The sequence below is a fragment of the Chryseotalea sp. genome (assembly GCF_057350905.1).
Genome location: NZ_JBMRCF010000001.1, coordinates 555,276 through 573,430 on the forward strand (window position 1 = coordinate 555,276; position 18,155 = coordinate 573,430).

Genomic DNA, 18,155 nt, shown 5'->3' on the forward strand with positions numbered 1-18,155 from the left:
TTGATAAGCTGAGTGTATTGCTACTCAGTCTATCTATGCTTTAAAAAGCTCAAAATGATTAGTGTAATTTTTCGCGAAGTTCTACCAGGAAGCTACGGACATTCTTTAATGATTCCAGTAATTCCATTTTATCGCGTACGGACTGGTTGTCGTTGCGCAACATTTCTTTTGCACCTTGCAGTGTAAATCCTTTTTCTTTCACCAGGTGGTAGATGGTGCGGACATTGTCTATGTCCTCTCTGGTAAATTGACGATTGCCCTTTCTGTTCTTCTTAGGTTTGATAACATCAAACTCTGTTTCCCAAAAACGAATTAGTGATGGGGCAACATTAAATATTTCAGCCACCTCGCCAATAGAGTAATAAAGTTTTTCTATTTCTTTCTCTTTGTACGCCATGCTATTGGGCAAGATAAGTAATTAAACCATTCTCGGCAATGCGAACGGGGCTTTCAGGAAAATCTTTTTTAGAGAGTTCCTGAATCACTTTTGTAACACGCTTCAGGGAGTCAATTTGTACACCTGTTATGTGGTTTTGGATGGTGGGTATGATTTCGCCCTGCAGAAATTTGCCTTCTTTACTGGTGTATATTTTAACAATAGGCGCTAAACCATTGATACCAGATACATTTATCCCCCGGTAAGTGCAGAAATTACCTAAACTGTAAGCGATAAAACGATTTTTATAGACTTCCACAGCCCTGGTAACGTGCGGACCATGTCCGAAAATGACATCTGCCCCTACATCAATCAATTCATGCGCGAATTTGTATACATCTCCACGGTTTTCGCCATGAAACATTTCAATAGTACGGGGTACGTGCTGATGCTGCGGGCCTTCAGCACCTCCGTGAAAGGAAACAATAACCACATCAACCTCTGTAGCCAGTTGCTTTACCAGTTCTTTAGCACCGGTTAGGTCATTTAAGGGAACACAATTGCTATTAGGGGCAAAAGCTACCAATCCATATTTGATACTGTCTTTAATAAAAATGACAGTTTTCTGATTGAGTTGCCCGGCATGAAGAATACCGGCATCTTCTAAGGTTTTCATACTGCTTTTTCTTCCCAAATCGCCCATATCGCCCGCATGATTGTTGGCAAGACTCATTAAATCGAAACCTGCATTGACGAGGTTATCAACATAGGCAACAGGCGTGCGAAAAGCATAACATACTTTAGGGTCGCGACAGGTTTTGGGTGTTCCCCCCTCATTTAACAATGTACCTTCCAAATTCCCAAATGTAACGTCTGCATTTTTTAACACAGCTTCTACATCCTTCATCAAAAAAGCACCGTTATTGGCTGGTAATTTATTTTCAGGATAGTTGGTACCCATCATAATATCGCCAACACCAATGATGGTTAAAGTATCTTTTGATTGCGAAAAGGCTCCAAGAGATGAGAACAGAAAAAGAATAAAAACACGTAGTCTCATGCCATTGTAAAATTAGGCTGCAAAGAAAAGGGATAATTAGATTTAAAACTTAGTAATCCAGCGAACTATTTTCAGTTTTAGCGTGCTCAAGAAGTTTTTTGTACTCTTTGTTGCTCAAATCGCGCTGGAAGAAATTGATTGGGTTAATTTGAGTGCCTTGATACAGCACCTCATAGTGCAAATGCTCGCCTGCAGAACGACCGGTATTACCCACGTATCCAATTACCTGGCCTCTTTTTATCTTATCGCCACGTGCCACGATAAATTTTACCATATGGGCATAGCGTGTTTCGAAATCAAAACCGTGATCGATGTAAACAACATTTCCAAAGGAGTCAGAATAATAGGCATCTTGTACAACACCATCGCCTGTCGCATAAATAGGGGTGCCGGTTGAGGCGGTGAAGTCAAGTCCTTTGTGGGGAGCCCATATTTTTAGCACAGGGTTCAATCGCATTCCGAAAGTGGTGTGCAGATGGCGTACATCTCTGTTATCTAAAGGTTGAATAGCAGGACGCGAAGCCCATTGTTTTAGTCTCTTGTCAAGTAGTTTCCGTAACTCATCAAACGATTCATTTTGAACTGTTAGTTGGTTATTCAATTGCAATGCCCGATCAAAAGTAGAAGAGATCAATACATGCTCTTCTAATGCTTTTGGCTTACGAACGGTACCACCGACACCAGCTTGTCTTTCTATAGATGATAAGGGTGCAGCATCGAGAATGACACGATAGTTTTGATCGTCTTCTTCAATAAATGCTTTTAGCTTTTGTTCTGTTTCCCCCAATCTGAAGTTGAGATGAAACCAGGCAGTTCTCAGGTTGGCATTGTTACGTTCAACTTCCAGCAAATCCAATGGCTTGCTGTAATTGAGAAAGGTAAGGTAAGCACCGAAAGCAAGTGTTAAGGAAAAACCAAGGATAGCGTAAATGCGGTTGCGCAGGGCCTTTCCTTTAAGCTCGTAACGCTCATACGCACAGGTTTCTTTATTGTAGATATAGCGAGCCATTAGTCGAGAGATTGGTTTTGTTTTAAACTAACCGCATACAACTGCTGATACTGAGCCGGATCAATATTCTGAAGGAAATAATAAATGGGATTTTGCTCCCTGCCATTTTTAAGTACTTCATAATGCAGGTGGGGAGCAATGGAACCACCACTATTGCCGACAGTACCGATCACCTGACCCTTTTTTATTTTCTGACCTTGTCTTACCAAAATGGTTTCAAGGTGTGCATAACGAGTACTCAACGATTGGCTATGCGTTAATTCTATGGTGTTTCCGTAACCGGCAAGCAATTCACTTTTAGTAATGTCACTTACATAACCATCGGCACTGGCTACCACATCGGTGCCGCGTGTAGCAGAAATATCTATGCCGGGATGATCGTATAAGCCTTTGTGGAAAGGGTGAATGCGCTTACCAAAACCGGAGATAAGTTTGCCATTCACCACTGGCATAATGGAAGGTGTAACGCTTAGTTTATCAATGGTTTTTTTACGATCACCAGCTAGTTTATCGCCAAAATAGTAACTATTAAAGGCAGCATCATTGGCAATTTCTTTGGTAATGTTGGTTAGTTCTTTAATACGTTCGCGCAGTACATTTACATCGGTTACCATAATAAAGGAGGCATGTTGTATCTCCTTTTTCTCAGGCTCAACAAAAATGGAATTGAAAAGAGAAGTTTTAAGTGCCTTGTCTTTTTCCTCGAGCAGACTTAGTTGTTGTTCACTATCTTCAAATTGCTGTTTCACCACAGCATAGTGTTGCTTCAGGGCTTTATTCTCACTGCGCAGTCGAATCTCTTCATCACTTTGCCAAACAAGGCCATGAAGGGTAGCAATACCCACAAAAAGTAAGCAAGCCAGTGTAAGTACAAGCGATAACAGACCACCGATACGCCAAAGGTTTATACCTTCGCGCTCATAGCGACATGTCTTGGGGTTGTAAATGAATTTCGTCAAAATTTTATCGTCTTTGGGCAGCTAAAAAAATCGCTCAACTCACTCAAACTCCCCACTTTACGGTTAATTTTGCAGCTTGCCGTTTGCTAAAAACGGACTAATATAGTAAAAACGAGACACTTACAAGTTTTTTAATATGGATTCGGGTTCAATACGCAGGAAGTTTTTAGAGTTTTTTGAGAAAAAAGGCCATCAAATCGTGCCTTCTGCGCCATTGGTGCTAAAAAATGACCCAACCTTGTTATTCACCAACTCCGGTATGGTGCAGTTTAAGGATTGCTTTTTGGGCAATGCCACACCCAAGAGCAGCCGCGTGGCCGACACGCAGAAATGCTTGCGCGTAAGTGGTAAGCATAACGACCTGGAAGAGGTGGGTATTGATACCTACCACCATACCATGTTCGAAATGCTGGGCAACTGGAGTTTTGGCGATTACTTTAAGAAAGATGCTATTGCCTGGGCCTGGGAATTACTGACAGAAGAATACAAACTGCCGAAAGATCGCCTGTATGTGACCGTATTTGGAGGCGATAAAGGCGATAATCTGCCTGTAGATGAGGAAGCAAAGGCCTTGTGGAAAGCTTTCATCGATGAAGACCGTATTTTACATGGTAGTAAGAAAGATAATTTCTGGGAAATGGGTGAGAGTGGCCCCTGCGGCCCTTGCTCAGAAATACACGTTGACTTGCGTAGTGAGGAAGAAGTGAAGAAAGTGCCAGGTAAAACACTGGTAAATAATGATCATCCACAGGTAGTAGAAATCTGGAACCTCGTGTTCATGGAATTCAACCGTAAAGCTGATGGATCCTTAGAAAAATTACCCGCACAACATGTGGATACCGGTATGGGTTTCGAGCGTTTGTGTATGGCCATCCAAGGCAAAACCTCTAACTACGATACCGATGTATTTCAACCGCTGATCACTTTCATTGGTGAGGCGGCTAATGTAAAATATAAGGCAAACGAGAAGACAGACATTGCCATGCGCGTAATGGCAGACCATGTGCGCGCAGTATCCTTTGCTATATGCGATGGTCAGTTGCCGTCTAACACAGGAGCTGGTTATGTGATCAGACGAATTCTGAGAAGAGCTGTGCGCTACGGATTTACTTTCCTCAATTTCAAAGAGCCATTCATTTACAAATTGGTACCGGTATTGGCTAACCAATTAAAAGATGTATTTGGCGAATTGAAAGCCCAGGAAGATTATGTAAGCAAGGTGATTTTTGAAGAGGAGTCTTCTTTTTTGAGGACCTTGGAGAAGGGGATATTAATGCTCGAGGATATTTTCACCAAGCGCGGAGTTGAAAAGGCACTTGAAGGTAAATACTATTTGGAAGATGTTATTCCAGGTGAAATTGCTTTCACTTTATATGATACTTTTGGATTCCCTTTGGATCTTACATCTTTAATAGCTAGAGAGAGGGCTTTTTCAGTAGATGAAAAAGGCTTCGAAGCAGAAATGAAAAAACAGAAGGATCGTTCGAAGGCAGCAGCTTCTAAAGAAACGGGTGACTGGATGAGTGTTGGTGATGATGTGAAAACTGAATTCACTGGTTATGATTCCCTTGAAGAAGAGGTGAAGCTGGTGAAGTACCGCATCATCAAACAAAAAAATAAAGAACAGTTTCAATTAGTGTTTAACAAAACACCTTTCTATGCTGAAAGCGGTGGCCAGGTAGGTGATACAGGCTTTATAGAATCCGCTAACGAGAAAATTTTTATTGTTGATACAAAAAAAGAAAATGAGCTCATTGTTCATTTCTCTGATAAATTGCCGGAGAGCTTAACTGCTTCTTTCCATGCAGTAGTGCAACGCGACAAGCGCAGACAAAGCATGAACAACCACTCGGCCACGCACTTATTACACGCGGCTTTGCGTCAGGTACTGGGCAAGCATGTAGAGCAAAAAGGTTCTTTGGTAAACGATAAATTGTTACGCTTCGACTTTTCACACTTCGCAGCCATGACACCTGAAGAAATTCAGAAGGTAGAAGATATTGTAAACCAGAAAGTACGCGAGAATATTGCACTGGATGAGAAACGCAATGTACCTATCGAGCAAGCCAAGACACTGGGCGCTATGGCCTTGTTCGGGGAGAAGTATGGCGACTTTGTACGCGTTATCACCTTCGATCCGAAATTCTCTGTGGAACTTTGCGGAGGAACCCACGTAAGGGCTACGGGTCACATTGGTTTATTTAAAATAATATCTGAGAGTTCAGTAGCAGCAGGGGTACGCAGAATTGAGGCCATTACAGCCGATGAAGCAGAAGCCTATGTGCGCAATGAAGTTTCCTTGTTGGATGAAATACGCAACATGCTGAAAAATCCTAAAGATTTATCCGCAGCAGTTAAAGCCCTGGCAGAGGAGAAGCAGGCCTTGGAGAAAAAACTGGAAGTATTTAACCAGGAGAAAGCCAACCAGGTAAAGGATGTATTGGTGACGAAAGCCGTGAAGCAGGGCGATAAGACACTCATCATGGATAAAATTTCTTTGCCCAATGCAGATGCGGTGAAGAATGTTGCCTATGCCTTGCGTAATCAGTTTAATGATTTGCTACTGGTGTTGGCTGTTGAGGTAGAGGGTAAACCACAAGTTTGCGTAATGGTAGGGGAGCAGTTGGCAGAAACTAAAGCGTATCATGCCGGTAATATGGTAAAAGAGTTAGCCAAAGAAATTGATGGTGGAGGTGGTGGTCAGCCATTCTATGCAACAGCCGGGGGTAAAAATTTAGCAGGCCTTGATGCTGTGTTGGTGAAAGCAAAGGGAATGATTAAGTAATAAAGTTTTTTTGTTAGGCATTCCTCCGTCTGTGTTTCCACGGATCGAAAACATATGGTCTGTGAGGACACAGACCATGGGTTGGATCACGGGGTTGATTAAATGAAATGATGTTGAAAGAATCAATCAGAGATAAATACAAAGTTGTCATAGGATTGGAGGTGCATGCACAGCTTAGCACCGTTTCTAAAATCTTTAGCAGCGAATCTGTATCCTTTGGTGATTCCCCCAATACAAATATCAGTGTAGTTAACCTGGCACATCCTGGCACCTTACCCAAGCTGAATAAGAAAGCACTGGAGTACGCCATTAAAATGGGTTTGGTTTGTCAATCGAAGATTTCGCGTTACAACATCTTCGATCGTAAAAACTACTTTTATCCTGATCTGCCGAAAGGCTATCAACTTACGCAAGACAGAACACCTATCTGCATAGGTGGTTATGTCCCTATTACTTTAAAAAACGGAGCACAAAAAGATATTAAACTTAACCGCATTCATTTAGAGGAAGATGCCGGTAAACTCATTCACGACCAGGATAGCACGTTTAGTCTGGTAGATTTGAACAGGGCAGGTACACCACTCATTGAAATTGTAACAGAACCTGTACTGAGCACATCAGAGGAGGCCGCTGCTTTTTTAACAGAAGTCAGACAACGCGTTCGTTACCTCGACATCTGCGATGGTAACATGGAGGAAGGCTCCTTGCGCTGTGATGCTAACATCTCCATTATGCTTAAAGATGCGCAGGCCTTTGGCAAGAAAGTGGAGATCAAGAACATGAACTCAATTCGCTATGTGCAAAAAGCAATAGATTTTGAGATTGAGCGACAAATAGAAGAGGTAGAAAGGGGTAATAGCATTATCTCTGAAACGCGGATGTTTGATATTGTTTCAGGTAAGACCTACGGTATGCGTGCCAAGGAGGAGCTGAATGACTACCGTTATTTTCCTGATCCTGATTTAAGTCCGGTTATTGTTTCGGAAGAATGGCTGAATAGTATTATGTCGAGCCTGCCTTTAATGGCTTACGATTTGCAGAAGAAATTCACCGAGTTATATGGATTACCACAGTATGATGCACAGGTGCTAACCGATTCCAAAGAAATAGCCCTTTATTTTGAGGAACTTTGTAAGCAAACCAAGCATTATAAAGCAGCCTCTAACTGGATGATGGGTCCGGTAAAAGCTTATTTAAAAACGTTAACAAATAAGGTTTCGGAAATTCCGGTACGTCCTGTTATAATTGCTGAATTAATTAATTTGGTTGAAGAGGGAAAACTTAGTTTCTCAATAGCCTCGCAACAGGTATTTCCTGTATTGGTAGAAAAACAAGGGAAAAGCGCATTGGAAGTGGCACAGCAATTGAATGTGTTGCAGGAAAATGATACAGGAGGTCTGATGCAGGTGATTGAAGAAGTAATCAACAGTTATCCGCAGAAGGTGGCAGAATATAAAAGTGGTAAGAAGGGAATACTCGCCATGTTTATGGGCGAAGTAATGAAGAAGAGTAAGGGTAAAGCCGACCCTAAAATGGCCAGCGAATTATTATCAAAGAAATTAGAAGCACTATGAAAAATTTATTAAAGATTGCTGTTCTGAGTTTTGTTGTATTGATCTCGTGTTCATCTGCCTCTACAGAAAGTGAGGATAATGGAAGCTGGTATGTAACCATTAAGGGCAAAGTTGGTTTTCCACAACAAGGCCAGATTGTTATTCAGGAATTAAAAAGTAATACTTCTTCAGCTTGGGAAGATACCATCAAGTTAAAAAGCAATTATACTTTTGTTAAGAAGTTGAAACTAACAGAACCAGGTTATTATCGCATTAACTTTTACAATACACAGGTTATTAATTTAATAGTAGATAAAAATGATATTGAAGTTAACGTAGATGGCAATAGTCCACAGGGTTTCTCTGAGATAACAGGTTCAAGAGATATGGATATTATCTCGACTGCACAAAAGATGTTGCGCACTGTAGAGACCATGCCTGAAGTTGCCAAGTTGAATGAAGAGTTTGCAGTGGCACAACGTGCTGGTAATCAGGAAAAGATATTGGAATTGCAACAGACCTACATGAAACTGGCTAAGGCCAATAACGATAAAGTAGCGGCTTATCTGAAAGCACAGGAGCCATCATTGGCTGTTGTTAACTTACTACAAAATAATTCTTTAGATGCAGATGAGCACTTTGATCTCTATCTTTCAGTAGCAGATAAGTTGCGCACAAATTGGGGCAGCTATAGCCACGCTAAAACATTTATTGAAAAAGTTGATAAGCTTAAGAAGCTGGCCATTGGTCAGGAAGCACCGGAAATCGCTTTACCTAATCCAGAAGGGCAGGTGGTTAAGTTAAGTTCTTTACGCGGTCAATATGTGTTGGTTGATTTTTGGGCAAAATGGTGTGGTCCTTGTCGTAGAGAAAATCCTAACGTAGTAAAAGCATTTAACCGCTTTAAAAGCAAAGGCTTTACGGTGTTTGGCGTTTCATTAGATCGCACTAAAGAAGACTGGATACAGGCCATTGAACAAGATGGCTTAACGTGGACACACGTATCCGATCTTAAATATTTTCAGTCAGAAGCAGCAAAGACCTACGATATACAAGGCATTCCTTATTCGTTGTTGTTAGATAAAGAAGGAAAGATTATTGCCAAAAATTTGCGCGGTGCTGCGCTTGAGCAAAAGCTGGAAGAGGTTTTGGGCAAATAGTTTAAAACTTGATTACTGAAATTTGAACTGGACACCCTTAACTCAGTAAGTACTTCGATAACTAAGAATAATGTCTAGTAACTGAGCCGCTGAATATAAAGGCTAATGAAGCTCCTGATAAAAAAATCAGGAGCTTTTTTATTATAGTGCATAATCAAATTTTCTATAGATCCACTTCATACTAAAGCACAATGTCTAACTTTTCGTACAGTAGTTAAACTGAAAAGTAAAAGCCTAAATGTTGATCAACAACCAGTGGAAGATTATTGGCTAACTCCTGTGATGGGACTTATTGAAATATCATTTGAACTTAGAATTTTATTTTTATACATGATTGTTTAAGATTTTAGCACAATACTCTTAAGGATATAAGACTAGCATCGAGATATATAACTCTAACCACTAAAACATGCCATGTTGTTGAAAGAGATCGTACGCAGACATCCTAGAGAATTTATTAATGGTTTTTCGTTGTACTATCCAATCAACGAATACCTATTAAGTGAATATCCGGACATATGGGACTGGAAACTACTCAGTAGAAACACTTCTATTAAGTGGAACGAAAAATTAGTCGAAAAATTTGAAGACCAGTGGCACTGGGAGTATCGTGGTTTAAGCAGTAATGAATCACTTCCATGGTCAGCATCTTTGCTTCGCAGATTTGCTAATCGATGGAGTTGGTATCATTTGGGATGGCAAAGCAGGATTGTCAATGATCGTTCTATGATTGAGCTTTGTTTTTTTCATTGGAATGAATGGCATCAAAAAAATTTATTCAGTGAGTATGCCTTCATGCCAGCGTTAACTGGTCAATCAGTAGAATGGGCTGAAAATGTGTTTGAGAATTGGAAAAATCTGAACTGGTCATTGTTCAGTAGCTATGAAGGTTTTCCATGGTCAGAAGCGTTTATTAAAAAGCATGAAGAAGGCCTTAACTGGGAAGCGCTTAGCGATAATAATGCACTTCCATGGAATGAAGGATTTATTGAAGTCTACGGACACCGTTGGAACTGGCGAAATATCAGCTATAACAAATCTATTCCCTGGACTATTGGTATGATTGAGAAATTCCGCGATCATATTCATTGGGGTTTACTCTCCGCCAATCGTTATCGACAATGGGATGTAGAAACACTGATTTATTTCAAAGAACAACTACGCTGGGTTAGTCCCCTGCATAATGAAGCTGGCGATCTGGTCGATGTGGATGGCCTGATAATAAATCCATCGATACTGTGGACACCTGCGTTATTTCAGGCATGCTGTGATACAATTCATATTCAATTTCAAAAGTTAATTGAGGAGGAACGCAGTGTCTCATATGATTATGTAGTTCTGCAAGAACATGAGTATTGGACAATTCACTTAGAATGTGTTCGATTCTCACCTGACTTTATTAAGTTCCTGATCAATAAGGAAGCCAGTACTGATAAGCATTACATTGACTGGCAACAATTTGCATTGAAATTTAATCAGTGGAACACACTGAACGCTGATACGTTTAACCATTGTCTTAATAAAATTGATTTAAACTTACTTGCTAGTAACGAATTTTTCCCCTGGCATAGTCATAATTATCTATTAGCCAAAATTACTTCGGAACCTGATCATACAGGATCTTCCGGCTGGGATCGTCTCAGCTATAATAAGGGGCTAATGATCACTTCAGAGATATTGGAACGCTACTCAGCTAATTGGAATTGGGAATTATTATCGTATAATCCGAACCTGACCACAGCACTACTAAAGCAGTTTGAGCAACGTTGGGATCAGGAAGTGATTATGAAAAACAGTCCCATTGCTGTTGATCTTCTCAAGAGCTCGCCAGAGCATTGGAAGTTATGGTGGAGGGAAAACCGAAATCCACCCTTTGGAAGTTTAGCAAACTTTCAAGCGTTACTTAATTTAGACCAACAAGCACCGGTGCTGACAGAATCATTATTTTATGAATTAGATAATTTTTTGCACGAGCTTACTCAAAAGTCGAATGAACACTACCGTGAAGACTTTTTAAATGCCATGAAGCAAGGGGATTTCAGCGTACTGGTTCCGGCAATTACACATGAACGTTATCTGCCGTTGCTCGAAGAGTTTAGTGATGAGTTGTTATCACGTAAATGGATGATTTCACTTGTGGAGCAATTAGCATCTAAGGCCTATCTACTCTTGAAAGCGAAAAATTATAAGCAATCAATTACATTATTTAAGTTGGTTTTACAAATGGATTTAGAACCCAGGCAAACCGTTAATGATTTATCACCTTACTGCAATGCATTATATGTGCTTCAAAAGGATAATACCGGACTTCCTGTCAACTACGAATTGAATAATCTTTTTCTAGCAAAATGTCTTCCATTCGGTCCAAAGAATCCTGCCATTTACTTTAACGCAGCGTGCCTTTATGCTGAAATGAATAATGTAGACGCTGCTATTGAATGTATCGACCTTGCTAAAAAGAATAACTACGATGGGTACGCTGCTATGATTGAAGAGATGAAGAATGCACCTATGTTCGCTAATGTTGTAAAAGATCAGCGCTTCCAGTCGATTTATTAGGGGCAATTATGCAGGTATAAAATCGCCCTCAGAAAATTCCTGTATTCACAGTTTTGATCAGTGCGTATTCGATTCAACTTCCTGGTATACCTTTTCCGGCCTTTTGTGAATCATGGATAGTTTTTCAAGTTGTTGTACTTCAATCATGTATACACCGAAGTCGACTGTTACTTTTCCTTTTATTAAATAAAAGCCCCGGCCACGCATAGGATAAGCTTTATGTACGTTAGGAAAATGTACTGTATCAAAAACATTTCCTTCAGCATCATAGAAAGTACCAAAGCTCATGGCATCTCCTTTGGTGGTACTGGTTGGTTTTGTAGTAACTACATATCCGATAATGCTCACTTGTTTATTTATTTTACCAGTTAATTCTTTTGCCAGTGTATCACCTAAATTTTTGTTAGGGAGCAGCTCAAAAGGATCGCACAGCGGAAAACCTAATAACTCGATTTCATCGAAAGCATCTTCATGGTCGCTGCGCAACAAAGGTGGCAGCGGAAAGTCTTTCGGTTCAGTATCAAAAAGTACTTCTGTACTGGGTAGTTTACTTTTTGAATTACTCAGGTAGAGCATGGCTTCCCACAGCAGACGTTGCTTATTTTTTCCGGTAAACCGGAACGCACCTATACGTATGAGAATTCTTACCTGCTCGAGTCCTATGCCTGGTGTGCGTTGTAAAAAATTATCCAGACTTGTGTAAGCGCCATGTATTTGTCGGTTTGCTTCGATGGCTTTTGCTATTTTTTGCTCCAGGCTTTTAATATGAATAAAACCTATAAAAATGGTTTTGCCCTGTATACTAGTCAGGTGGTTGCTGTTGTTAAGACAAGGCGCCTGTATGGTAGCACCGTTCATACGGGCTTCATGAAAATAAAATTCAGTGCTGTAAAAACCACCAAAGTTATTGATCACACCCACCATGAACTCAAGGGGATAATGTGCTTTCAAGTACAGGCTTTGATAACTCTCTACTGCATAGCTGGCAGAGTGCCCTTTAGCAAAGGAGTAACCAGAAAAACTTTCTATTTCAAACCAGACGCGATCAGTTACTTTTTGTTCATAACCACGCTTTGTGCAATTCTGAAAAAACTGATCACGCACCCGCTGAAACTCTTCACGCGAACGATACTTACCTGACATGCCTCTGCGCAATACATCGGCCTCTGTTAACGTAAGTCCCGCAAAGTGATGTGCTACTTTAATAACATCTTCCTGATAAACCATCACGCCATAGGTCTCGCGCATTAACTCATCCATTTTTGGGTGAATGGCTTCATAAGTACCACCATTTTTCACTGTATGGTAACGCTCAATGTAGGCCTTCATCATACCGGAACTGGCAACACCCGGGCGTATGATAGAGCTGGCAGCTACCAGTGTCAAATAATCTTCGCACTGTAATTTACCCAGCAACATGCGCATAGCCGGTGATTCAACGTAGAAGCAACCCATAGCCTTACTGTTGCGGAGCAGGTCTTTTATTTTTTCATCGTCTTTAAATTTTCTGAATTGATGTACATCTACATCAATTCCCTGATTCTTCTTTACATGCTTAGCCGTTTCCTTTATATGACCAAGACCACGCTGACTTAAAATATCAAACTTATAGATGCCAAAATCTTCGGCACTGTGCATTTCGAAATGCGAGACTGGTAAACCTTTGGGTGGTAGTTCGGTAGCGGTATAGGCATAAATAGGCTTCTCAGTAATCAGGACACCACCAGCATGAATAGAAATGTTGGCCGGCAGGTCCTTCATGTATTCAGCATACTTAAAAATCAGTTCGCGTATCTGATCTCTCTTTCTGTTAGCTTCCGGAAATTCTACAATCTCATCAATCTCCTCTTTAGGTAAACCGAATACTTTGCCTAATTCTCGGATAATGGATTTTCTTTGGTAGGTGGTATGGGTACCGAGTAAGCAAACATGGTCTTCACCATAGGTTGAAAAGATATATTGATAAATGGCATCGCGATTATCCCAGGAGAAGTCGATGTCGAAATCAGGCGGGGAGGAGCGTTCTTCATTTAAAAAACGCTCGAAGTATAAATCAAGCTCGATAGGGTCTACGTTGGTAATGCCCAGGCAATACGCTACCGTGCTGTTGGCACCACTGCCACGTCCAACAAAATCATAACCTTGTCGTTTGGCAAAATTGATCAGGTCGTAGCTGATCAGGTAGTATGCTGTAAAATTTTTACGCTCTATAATGGACAATTCTTTCTCAATACGTTCTTGCCAGATGTGTTGATCATTGCCATAAATTCGTTGATATCCCTTTTTGGTTTCTTCCCGCAAATACGCAATGTCATTTTTCTTATTATCGGTAATAATTTTTTTGTTTTTGTCTTCTCCGAGATTAAAGTCGATAGAGCATTTGTTGAGTAGTCTTTGTGTATTGGCTATTAAATCGGGGAATTGTTCAAAATTTTTAAGCAGCTCAGCTTCGGGTAGCATGTACTCGTCTTTGTCTGCTTGTGCGTGTTCATCGAGTTTACTCAGTAGTGTATTACAGGCAATGGCGCGTAATAGCCGATGGATGTTATGATCACGGTAGTTTACTTTTTTTGTTTTTCCATGTTGCTCTGTAATGGGTGGTCTGAATGTTACTGGATGGTGTAAAACAAATTTGTGGGAAAATTCTTTTCTATTAGCATGAAGCTTATAGGCATTCAGTTGTGATTTACGCACGGTTATAAATTCGTGCTTGCGCAATAAGTCGGGTTCGATTTTCCCCAGTGGATAAAGAATGAAAGTATCAGGCAGTTCGGGCGCTCTTGAAAGCAGATTTACTTCCCCGCGGTTATACCGAGACAGATGACGATTGATTTGTTCGAAGCCATTGTTATTGCGTGCCAGTGCAATGTAAAGCAGTTCACCTTCTTTTCTGAATTCAACACCAATACCAATTTCCAGTGAATAGGGTTCTTGTCCGAATTTGGTTAAACCATTTTTGGATGGCATGTTCTTTTCGCAACAGCGAAGCATCTCAATGTACGATGCTGTGTTATTTATTTCAGTCAGTATGAGTTTATGTACACCACATCGCCTGGCTTCATTGAACAGGTCTTCTATTTGAAGTGTTCCATATTTAAAGCTGTAAGCCGTGTGGCAATTGAGGTACATACGTTGGAATTCATCAGCCGGCTAAAGGAATTTGCTCATAAGGAATCCAGCGGTTTCCGGCACGCTCCAGTACAGTAATCCGATCGCAAATGAAGTTGTTGCTGTAATGAATGTTCTGAAAATACGGCCATGCTTTGGCAAAGTCTTCATAAGGAAGGTTTCGGGCAATGGTAAGGTGAGGCGTATCTGTGGTTTCAGTCAGTTCCGATAAGTTATCGGTAATGTCTGTAACGGTAGACTTATTGGCAACATCCAGACAAATGCTTCTGTTTTCGCCATGCAATAAGGGACGACAATCTTTTATATGAACATGAAAGGGGGCGTGTGCCTGCATTTTATCGGCAATAGACCAGATGAGCTTTAAAGGTTGATCAGTAATACAATAACCCAGGGTGATGTGTGCTTTGGCATAGCGACTCTTGTACGGATAACCAACCAGGCTTTCAGCATCTTTCTTAAAGTGACTAACCGTTTCCTGTAAGGGAGTTGGTGGCGTTAGTACGAAGAGAAGTTCTTTCGATTTTTCGCTGAATGATGTATGTGAAGTATTCATAGTCTCTTGTTTTGTTGTTACGAAGGTATTTGTATCGTGTGACAATTTGTGTCAATTTATTTTTTTATAGCCTGCTCTCCCTGGTCTGTGTCCTCACAGACCGGAATGGTTGCGGACATGGGGTACAGTTTAGGTACCAGATTCTGGCCTGAAAAAAATCAAAATCGTTCTCTGTAGTCAGTTAAAATCCCGAATTCATCTTCACCAGTTTCATAGAATTTAGCTGAAGACCACCTGTAGTCTTCAGGTTTGATTACTAAATTCCATTTTTCGTGCAGCGGGTTCAGATGTATATATTCTAATTTCTGTTCTGCTTTTACCTTTCCGTCCAGGTGTATGGCTAAAGGATCGCGCTGCCAAAACCGATGCTTACGTTCCATATCGTTTTCGTGATATTGATTGAGTTCTTTACTATTTTCTTTCCTTAGTAACGCTAGAAACTGATGACTAGTAAATTTGTTAAAACTGGCATGAGGCATTTCTTTACCATTCAGCTCAAGCATTTCCCAAATGAGATGAATATGATTGGGCATAATTACGAATCCATAAACCAATATTTTTTTTCTAAGGATAAGATTGTTCAAGCAGTCGATAATTACTTGTTTAAAGCTGTCTTTGGTGAATAGACATCTCCATTCTTTTATAGTGTCTGTCCAAAAATAGACGCTATTCAAATCCATTCTGGAGTTTCTTGTATCGTATTTTAAATTTCGATCTTCCATTTTTATAAAGGAATGAAGGTTAATATTTTGTGCTTTGGTTCTGTGTCAGTCAGACTCAGCGTTAGATTCGTTTTTCAATTATTCTGGTCTGTGAGGACACAGACCAGGGTTAGGGATTTGTTTTTCAATTAGACTCAGCGTTAGATTTGTTTTTCAATTATTCTGGTCTGTGAGGACACAGACCAGGGTGGTTTGGAGATCCTAATTAACCAGATTCTTCCTTACTTTTCCTTTAAACATATTCATTTCCATACGCACGCGTTTGTTCACATCCAGTGTAGTAGCTCTTACTAATTTTTCAACTCCGTATTTGTGTTTGATGTAATCCATCTCTTCATACAGGTTAATATCTTGTTCGGTATCATCAAATAAATTGATCTGGTGATTGCCGTGTACCAGGTTGCTTAGCCGGATACCCACTAAACGAATCAACATTCTTCGATTATAAAGTTTATCAAACAACTCTTGCACTACACGCAAAATCACATGATCGGAAGAAGTGTAAGGAATGTGTACTTGTTTGGTTTCTGTATCGAAGTTGGAATACCTTATTTTTACAGTGATGCAAGCCGTGAGCTTCTTTTGTTCACGCAACTGAAAAGCCACCTTTTCAACCATGGCAATCAGGATCGATTTCAGTTTTTTAACGTCAATGGTGTCTTCTTCAAAGGTCGATTCAGTAGAAATGGATTTTTGTTCACTGTGGGGTACAACAGGTGTATCGTCAATACCGTGGGCTTTATTCCAGAGGCTTACACCATTTTTGCCAAAGGCACTTACTAAAAATTTTAGTGGCATATCGCGCAACGTAGCCACTGTGCGCACCCCCATATCGTATAAAAAGGTGGCAGTTTGCTTGCCCACCATAGGCAGTTTATCGACAGCAAGCGGGGCGAGGAAGTTTTGCTCGTCACCAGACACAATATGCTTTTGTGCATAGGGTTTAAATTCTGCTGTGGCTACTTTAGACACCAGCTTATTGACAGACATGCCTAATGAAATAGGAAGTGCACTTTCTTTAATAATCTGCTGCTGTAATTCTAACGCCCATTTAAAAGCACCAAAAAATTTATCCATACCACTGGCATCGATATAAAACTCATCAATAGATGCTTTTTCGAATAGGGGAGCGTGGTAAGCGATAATTTCTGTCACCTCGTGCGACATCTGACTGTAGGCTTCCATATCACCGGAAATAATAGTAGCCTCCGGGCAGAGCTGCATGGCCAGGTACATGGGCATAGCAGAATGCACACCAAAGGCACGCGCCTCATAACTGCAGGCTGCCACTACACCCCTGCGACTTTGTCCGCCTACAATAAGCGGTTTACCCTTCAAAGACGGGTTTTTGCGGCATTCTACGGCTACAAAAAAAGCGTCCAAATCCATGTGAATGATGTTCCGATCCATACTGCAACATTAACTAAATAAATTAGTAAAATGTTATGTTGCAAAACTAAAATATTTAGTATTACTTTGCAGCATGTCGTTTGTTAATAAGAACCTTCGTTACCTGAGGCAACAGCGTGGCTGGACCCAAAAGGAATTGGCTGATCAGCTGGATGTAAAACAACCAGTAGTGGGTGCTTATGAAGAGGAGCGGGCAGTACCCCCGCTTTTTACCCTGATGCGCATAGCCACCCTGTTTGATCTCAGTTTAGACGCTTTGGTACAGGACGATTTGAGTAAACCAACACAAAAGAAGAAGCAAGCTGCTAAACGAGAAGTGTTAGCTATTACGGTTGATAGTAATGATAGAGAAAATATAGAATTGATACCTCAAAAGGCAGCGGCTGGATATTTATCAGGTTATCAGGATCCGGAATATATCAGTGAGTTGCCGAAGATTAGTTTGCCGGTATTACCGCGTAACCGAACACACCGTGCATTTGAAATACAAGGAGAGTCAATGTTACCCATACAACCAGGGAGTATTGTTTTTGGTGAGTATGTAGAATCACTGCAAGATCTGAAAAACGGGAAGTCTTACATATTGGTGACCAAACAGGACGGCATTGTTTTTAAACGTGTGTTTCAATTTAAAGAACACAAGGACACTTTGTTGTTAGTATCAGACAACAGAGCTTATGAACCCTATACTATAAAAGCTGCTGAAGTAATGGAGCTTTGGTTGGTGCATTCCTTCTACACTAAATCATTACCTGACAGTATACAATCAACATCACCCCTGGCGGATCAGTTGGCTTTGCAACTGGTTGCGCTTCATAAAAAGAAATAGTTTGCCATAGCTATGTTTGAAAACAAAAAACCCCGCTTGCACGGGGTTTTC

Annotated in this window: 13 protein-coding genes; 5 read left to right on the forward strand and 8 right to left on the reverse strand. The window is 40.6% G+C overall.

Translation table 11 applies throughout. From position 1 onward, the window contains the following. Nucleotides 1-58 precede the first annotated feature (58 nt). Genes ACO1XM_RS02485 through ACO1XM_RS02500 form a run of 4 tightly spaced genes read right to left on the reverse strand, consistent with a single transcriptional unit; the run spans nt 59 to nt 3,404 of the window. Nucleotides 59-397, reverse strand: coding sequence for a MerR family transcriptional regulator (locus ACO1XM_RS02485; protein WP_486225528.1), 339 nt, complete (start codon nt 395-397; stop codon nt 59-61). Nucleotide 398: 1 nt separating this feature from the next. After that, nucleotides 399-1,436, reverse strand: coding sequence for a CapA family protein (locus ACO1XM_RS02490; protein ID WP_486225529.1), 1,038 nt, complete (start codon nt 1,434-1,436; stop codon nt 399-401). Nucleotides 1,437-1,485: 49 nt separating this feature from the next. After that, complete coding sequence (locus ACO1XM_RS02495; protein ID WP_486225530.1) at nt 1,486-2,445, reverse strand: M23 family metallopeptidase; 960 nt, start codon at nt 2,443-2,445, stop codon at nt 1,486-1,488. After that, nucleotides 2,445-3,404: a M23 family metallopeptidase gene (locus ACO1XM_RS02500; RefSeq protein ID WP_486225531.1), complete on the reverse strand. Its 960-nt coding sequence runs from the start codon at nt 3,402-3,404 to the stop codon at nt 2,445-2,447. The genes ACO1XM_RS02495 and ACO1XM_RS02500 overlap by 1 nt, the downstream gene beginning before the upstream one ends. 136 nt (nt 3,405-3,540) lie before the next feature. On the opposite strand from ACO1XM_RS02500, the gene alaS reads away from it, so the two are divergent. The 4 genes from alaS (at nt 3,541) to ACO1XM_RS02520 (ending at nt 11,461) form a co-directional block, all read left to right on the forward strand. Then, the gene (alaS, locus tag ACO1XM_RS02505) at nt 3,541-6,189 is read left to right on the forward strand and encodes an alanine--tRNA ligase (protein ID WP_486225532.1); all 2,649 of its coding nucleotides are present in this window, start codon (nt 3,541-3,543) and stop codon (nt 6,187-6,189) included. A gap of 110 nt (nt 6,190-6,299) precedes the next feature. Next, nucleotides 6,300-7,763, forward strand: a complete 1,464-nt coding sequence (gene gatB, locus ACO1XM_RS02510) for an Asp-tRNA(Asn)/Glu-tRNA(Gln) amidotransferase subunit GatB (RefSeq protein WP_486226528.1) — start codon at nt 6,300-6,302, stop codon at nt 7,761-7,763. Next, nucleotides 7,760-8,902 carry a TlpA family protein disulfide reductase gene (locus ACO1XM_RS02515; RefSeq protein WP_486225533.1) on the forward strand — a complete coding sequence of 381 codons (1,143 nt, stop codon included), beginning with the start codon at nt 7,760-7,762 and terminating at the stop codon, nt 8,900-8,902. Before gatB ends, ACO1XM_RS02515 begins: the two co-directional genes overlap by 4 nt. A gap of 414 nt (nt 8,903-9,316) precedes the next feature. Next, nucleotides 9,317-11,461: a TPR end-of-group domain-containing protein gene (locus tag ACO1XM_RS02520; protein ID WP_486225534.1), complete on the forward strand. Its 2,145-nt coding sequence runs from the start codon at nt 9,317-9,319 to the stop codon at nt 11,459-11,461. Nucleotides 11,462-11,518: 57 nt separating this feature from the next. On the opposite strand, the gene ACO1XM_RS02525 is transcribed toward ACO1XM_RS02520, so the two are convergent. From ACO1XM_RS02525 to dinB, 4 genes are all read right to left on the reverse strand, one after another. Then, nucleotides 11,519-14,590: a DNA polymerase III subunit alpha gene (locus ACO1XM_RS02525; RefSeq protein WP_486225535.1), complete on the reverse strand. Its 3,072-nt coding sequence runs from the start codon at nt 14,588-14,590 to the stop codon at nt 11,519-11,521. A 13-nt stretch (nt 14,591-14,603) separates the two neighbouring features. Further along, the gene (locus tag ACO1XM_RS02530; protein WP_486225536.1) at nt 14,604-15,143 is read right to left on the reverse strand and encodes a 2'-5' RNA ligase family protein; all 540 of its coding nucleotides are present in this window, start codon (nt 15,141-15,143) and stop codon (nt 14,604-14,606) included. Between the two features lie 158 nt (nt 15,144-15,301). Then, entirely contained in the window at nt 15,302-15,865 is a 564-nt protein-coding gene (locus tag ACO1XM_RS02535) for a transposase (protein ID WP_486225537.1), read from the reverse strand. A gap of 201 nt (nt 15,866-16,066) precedes the next feature. Beyond that, on the reverse strand, nt 16,067-17,275 hold the full coding sequence (gene dinB, locus ACO1XM_RS02540) for a DNA polymerase IV (RefSeq protein ID WP_486225538.1): 1,209 nt from the start codon (nt 17,273-17,275) through the stop codon (nt 16,067-16,069). Between the two features lie 73 nt (nt 17,276-17,348). Between dinB and ACO1XM_RS02545 the strand changes: the two genes are divergently transcribed. Continuing rightward, entirely contained in the window at nt 17,349-18,104 is a 756-nt protein-coding gene (locus ACO1XM_RS02545; protein ID WP_486225539.1) for an XRE family transcriptional regulator, read from the forward strand. Nucleotides 18,105-18,155 lie beyond the last annotated feature (51 nt).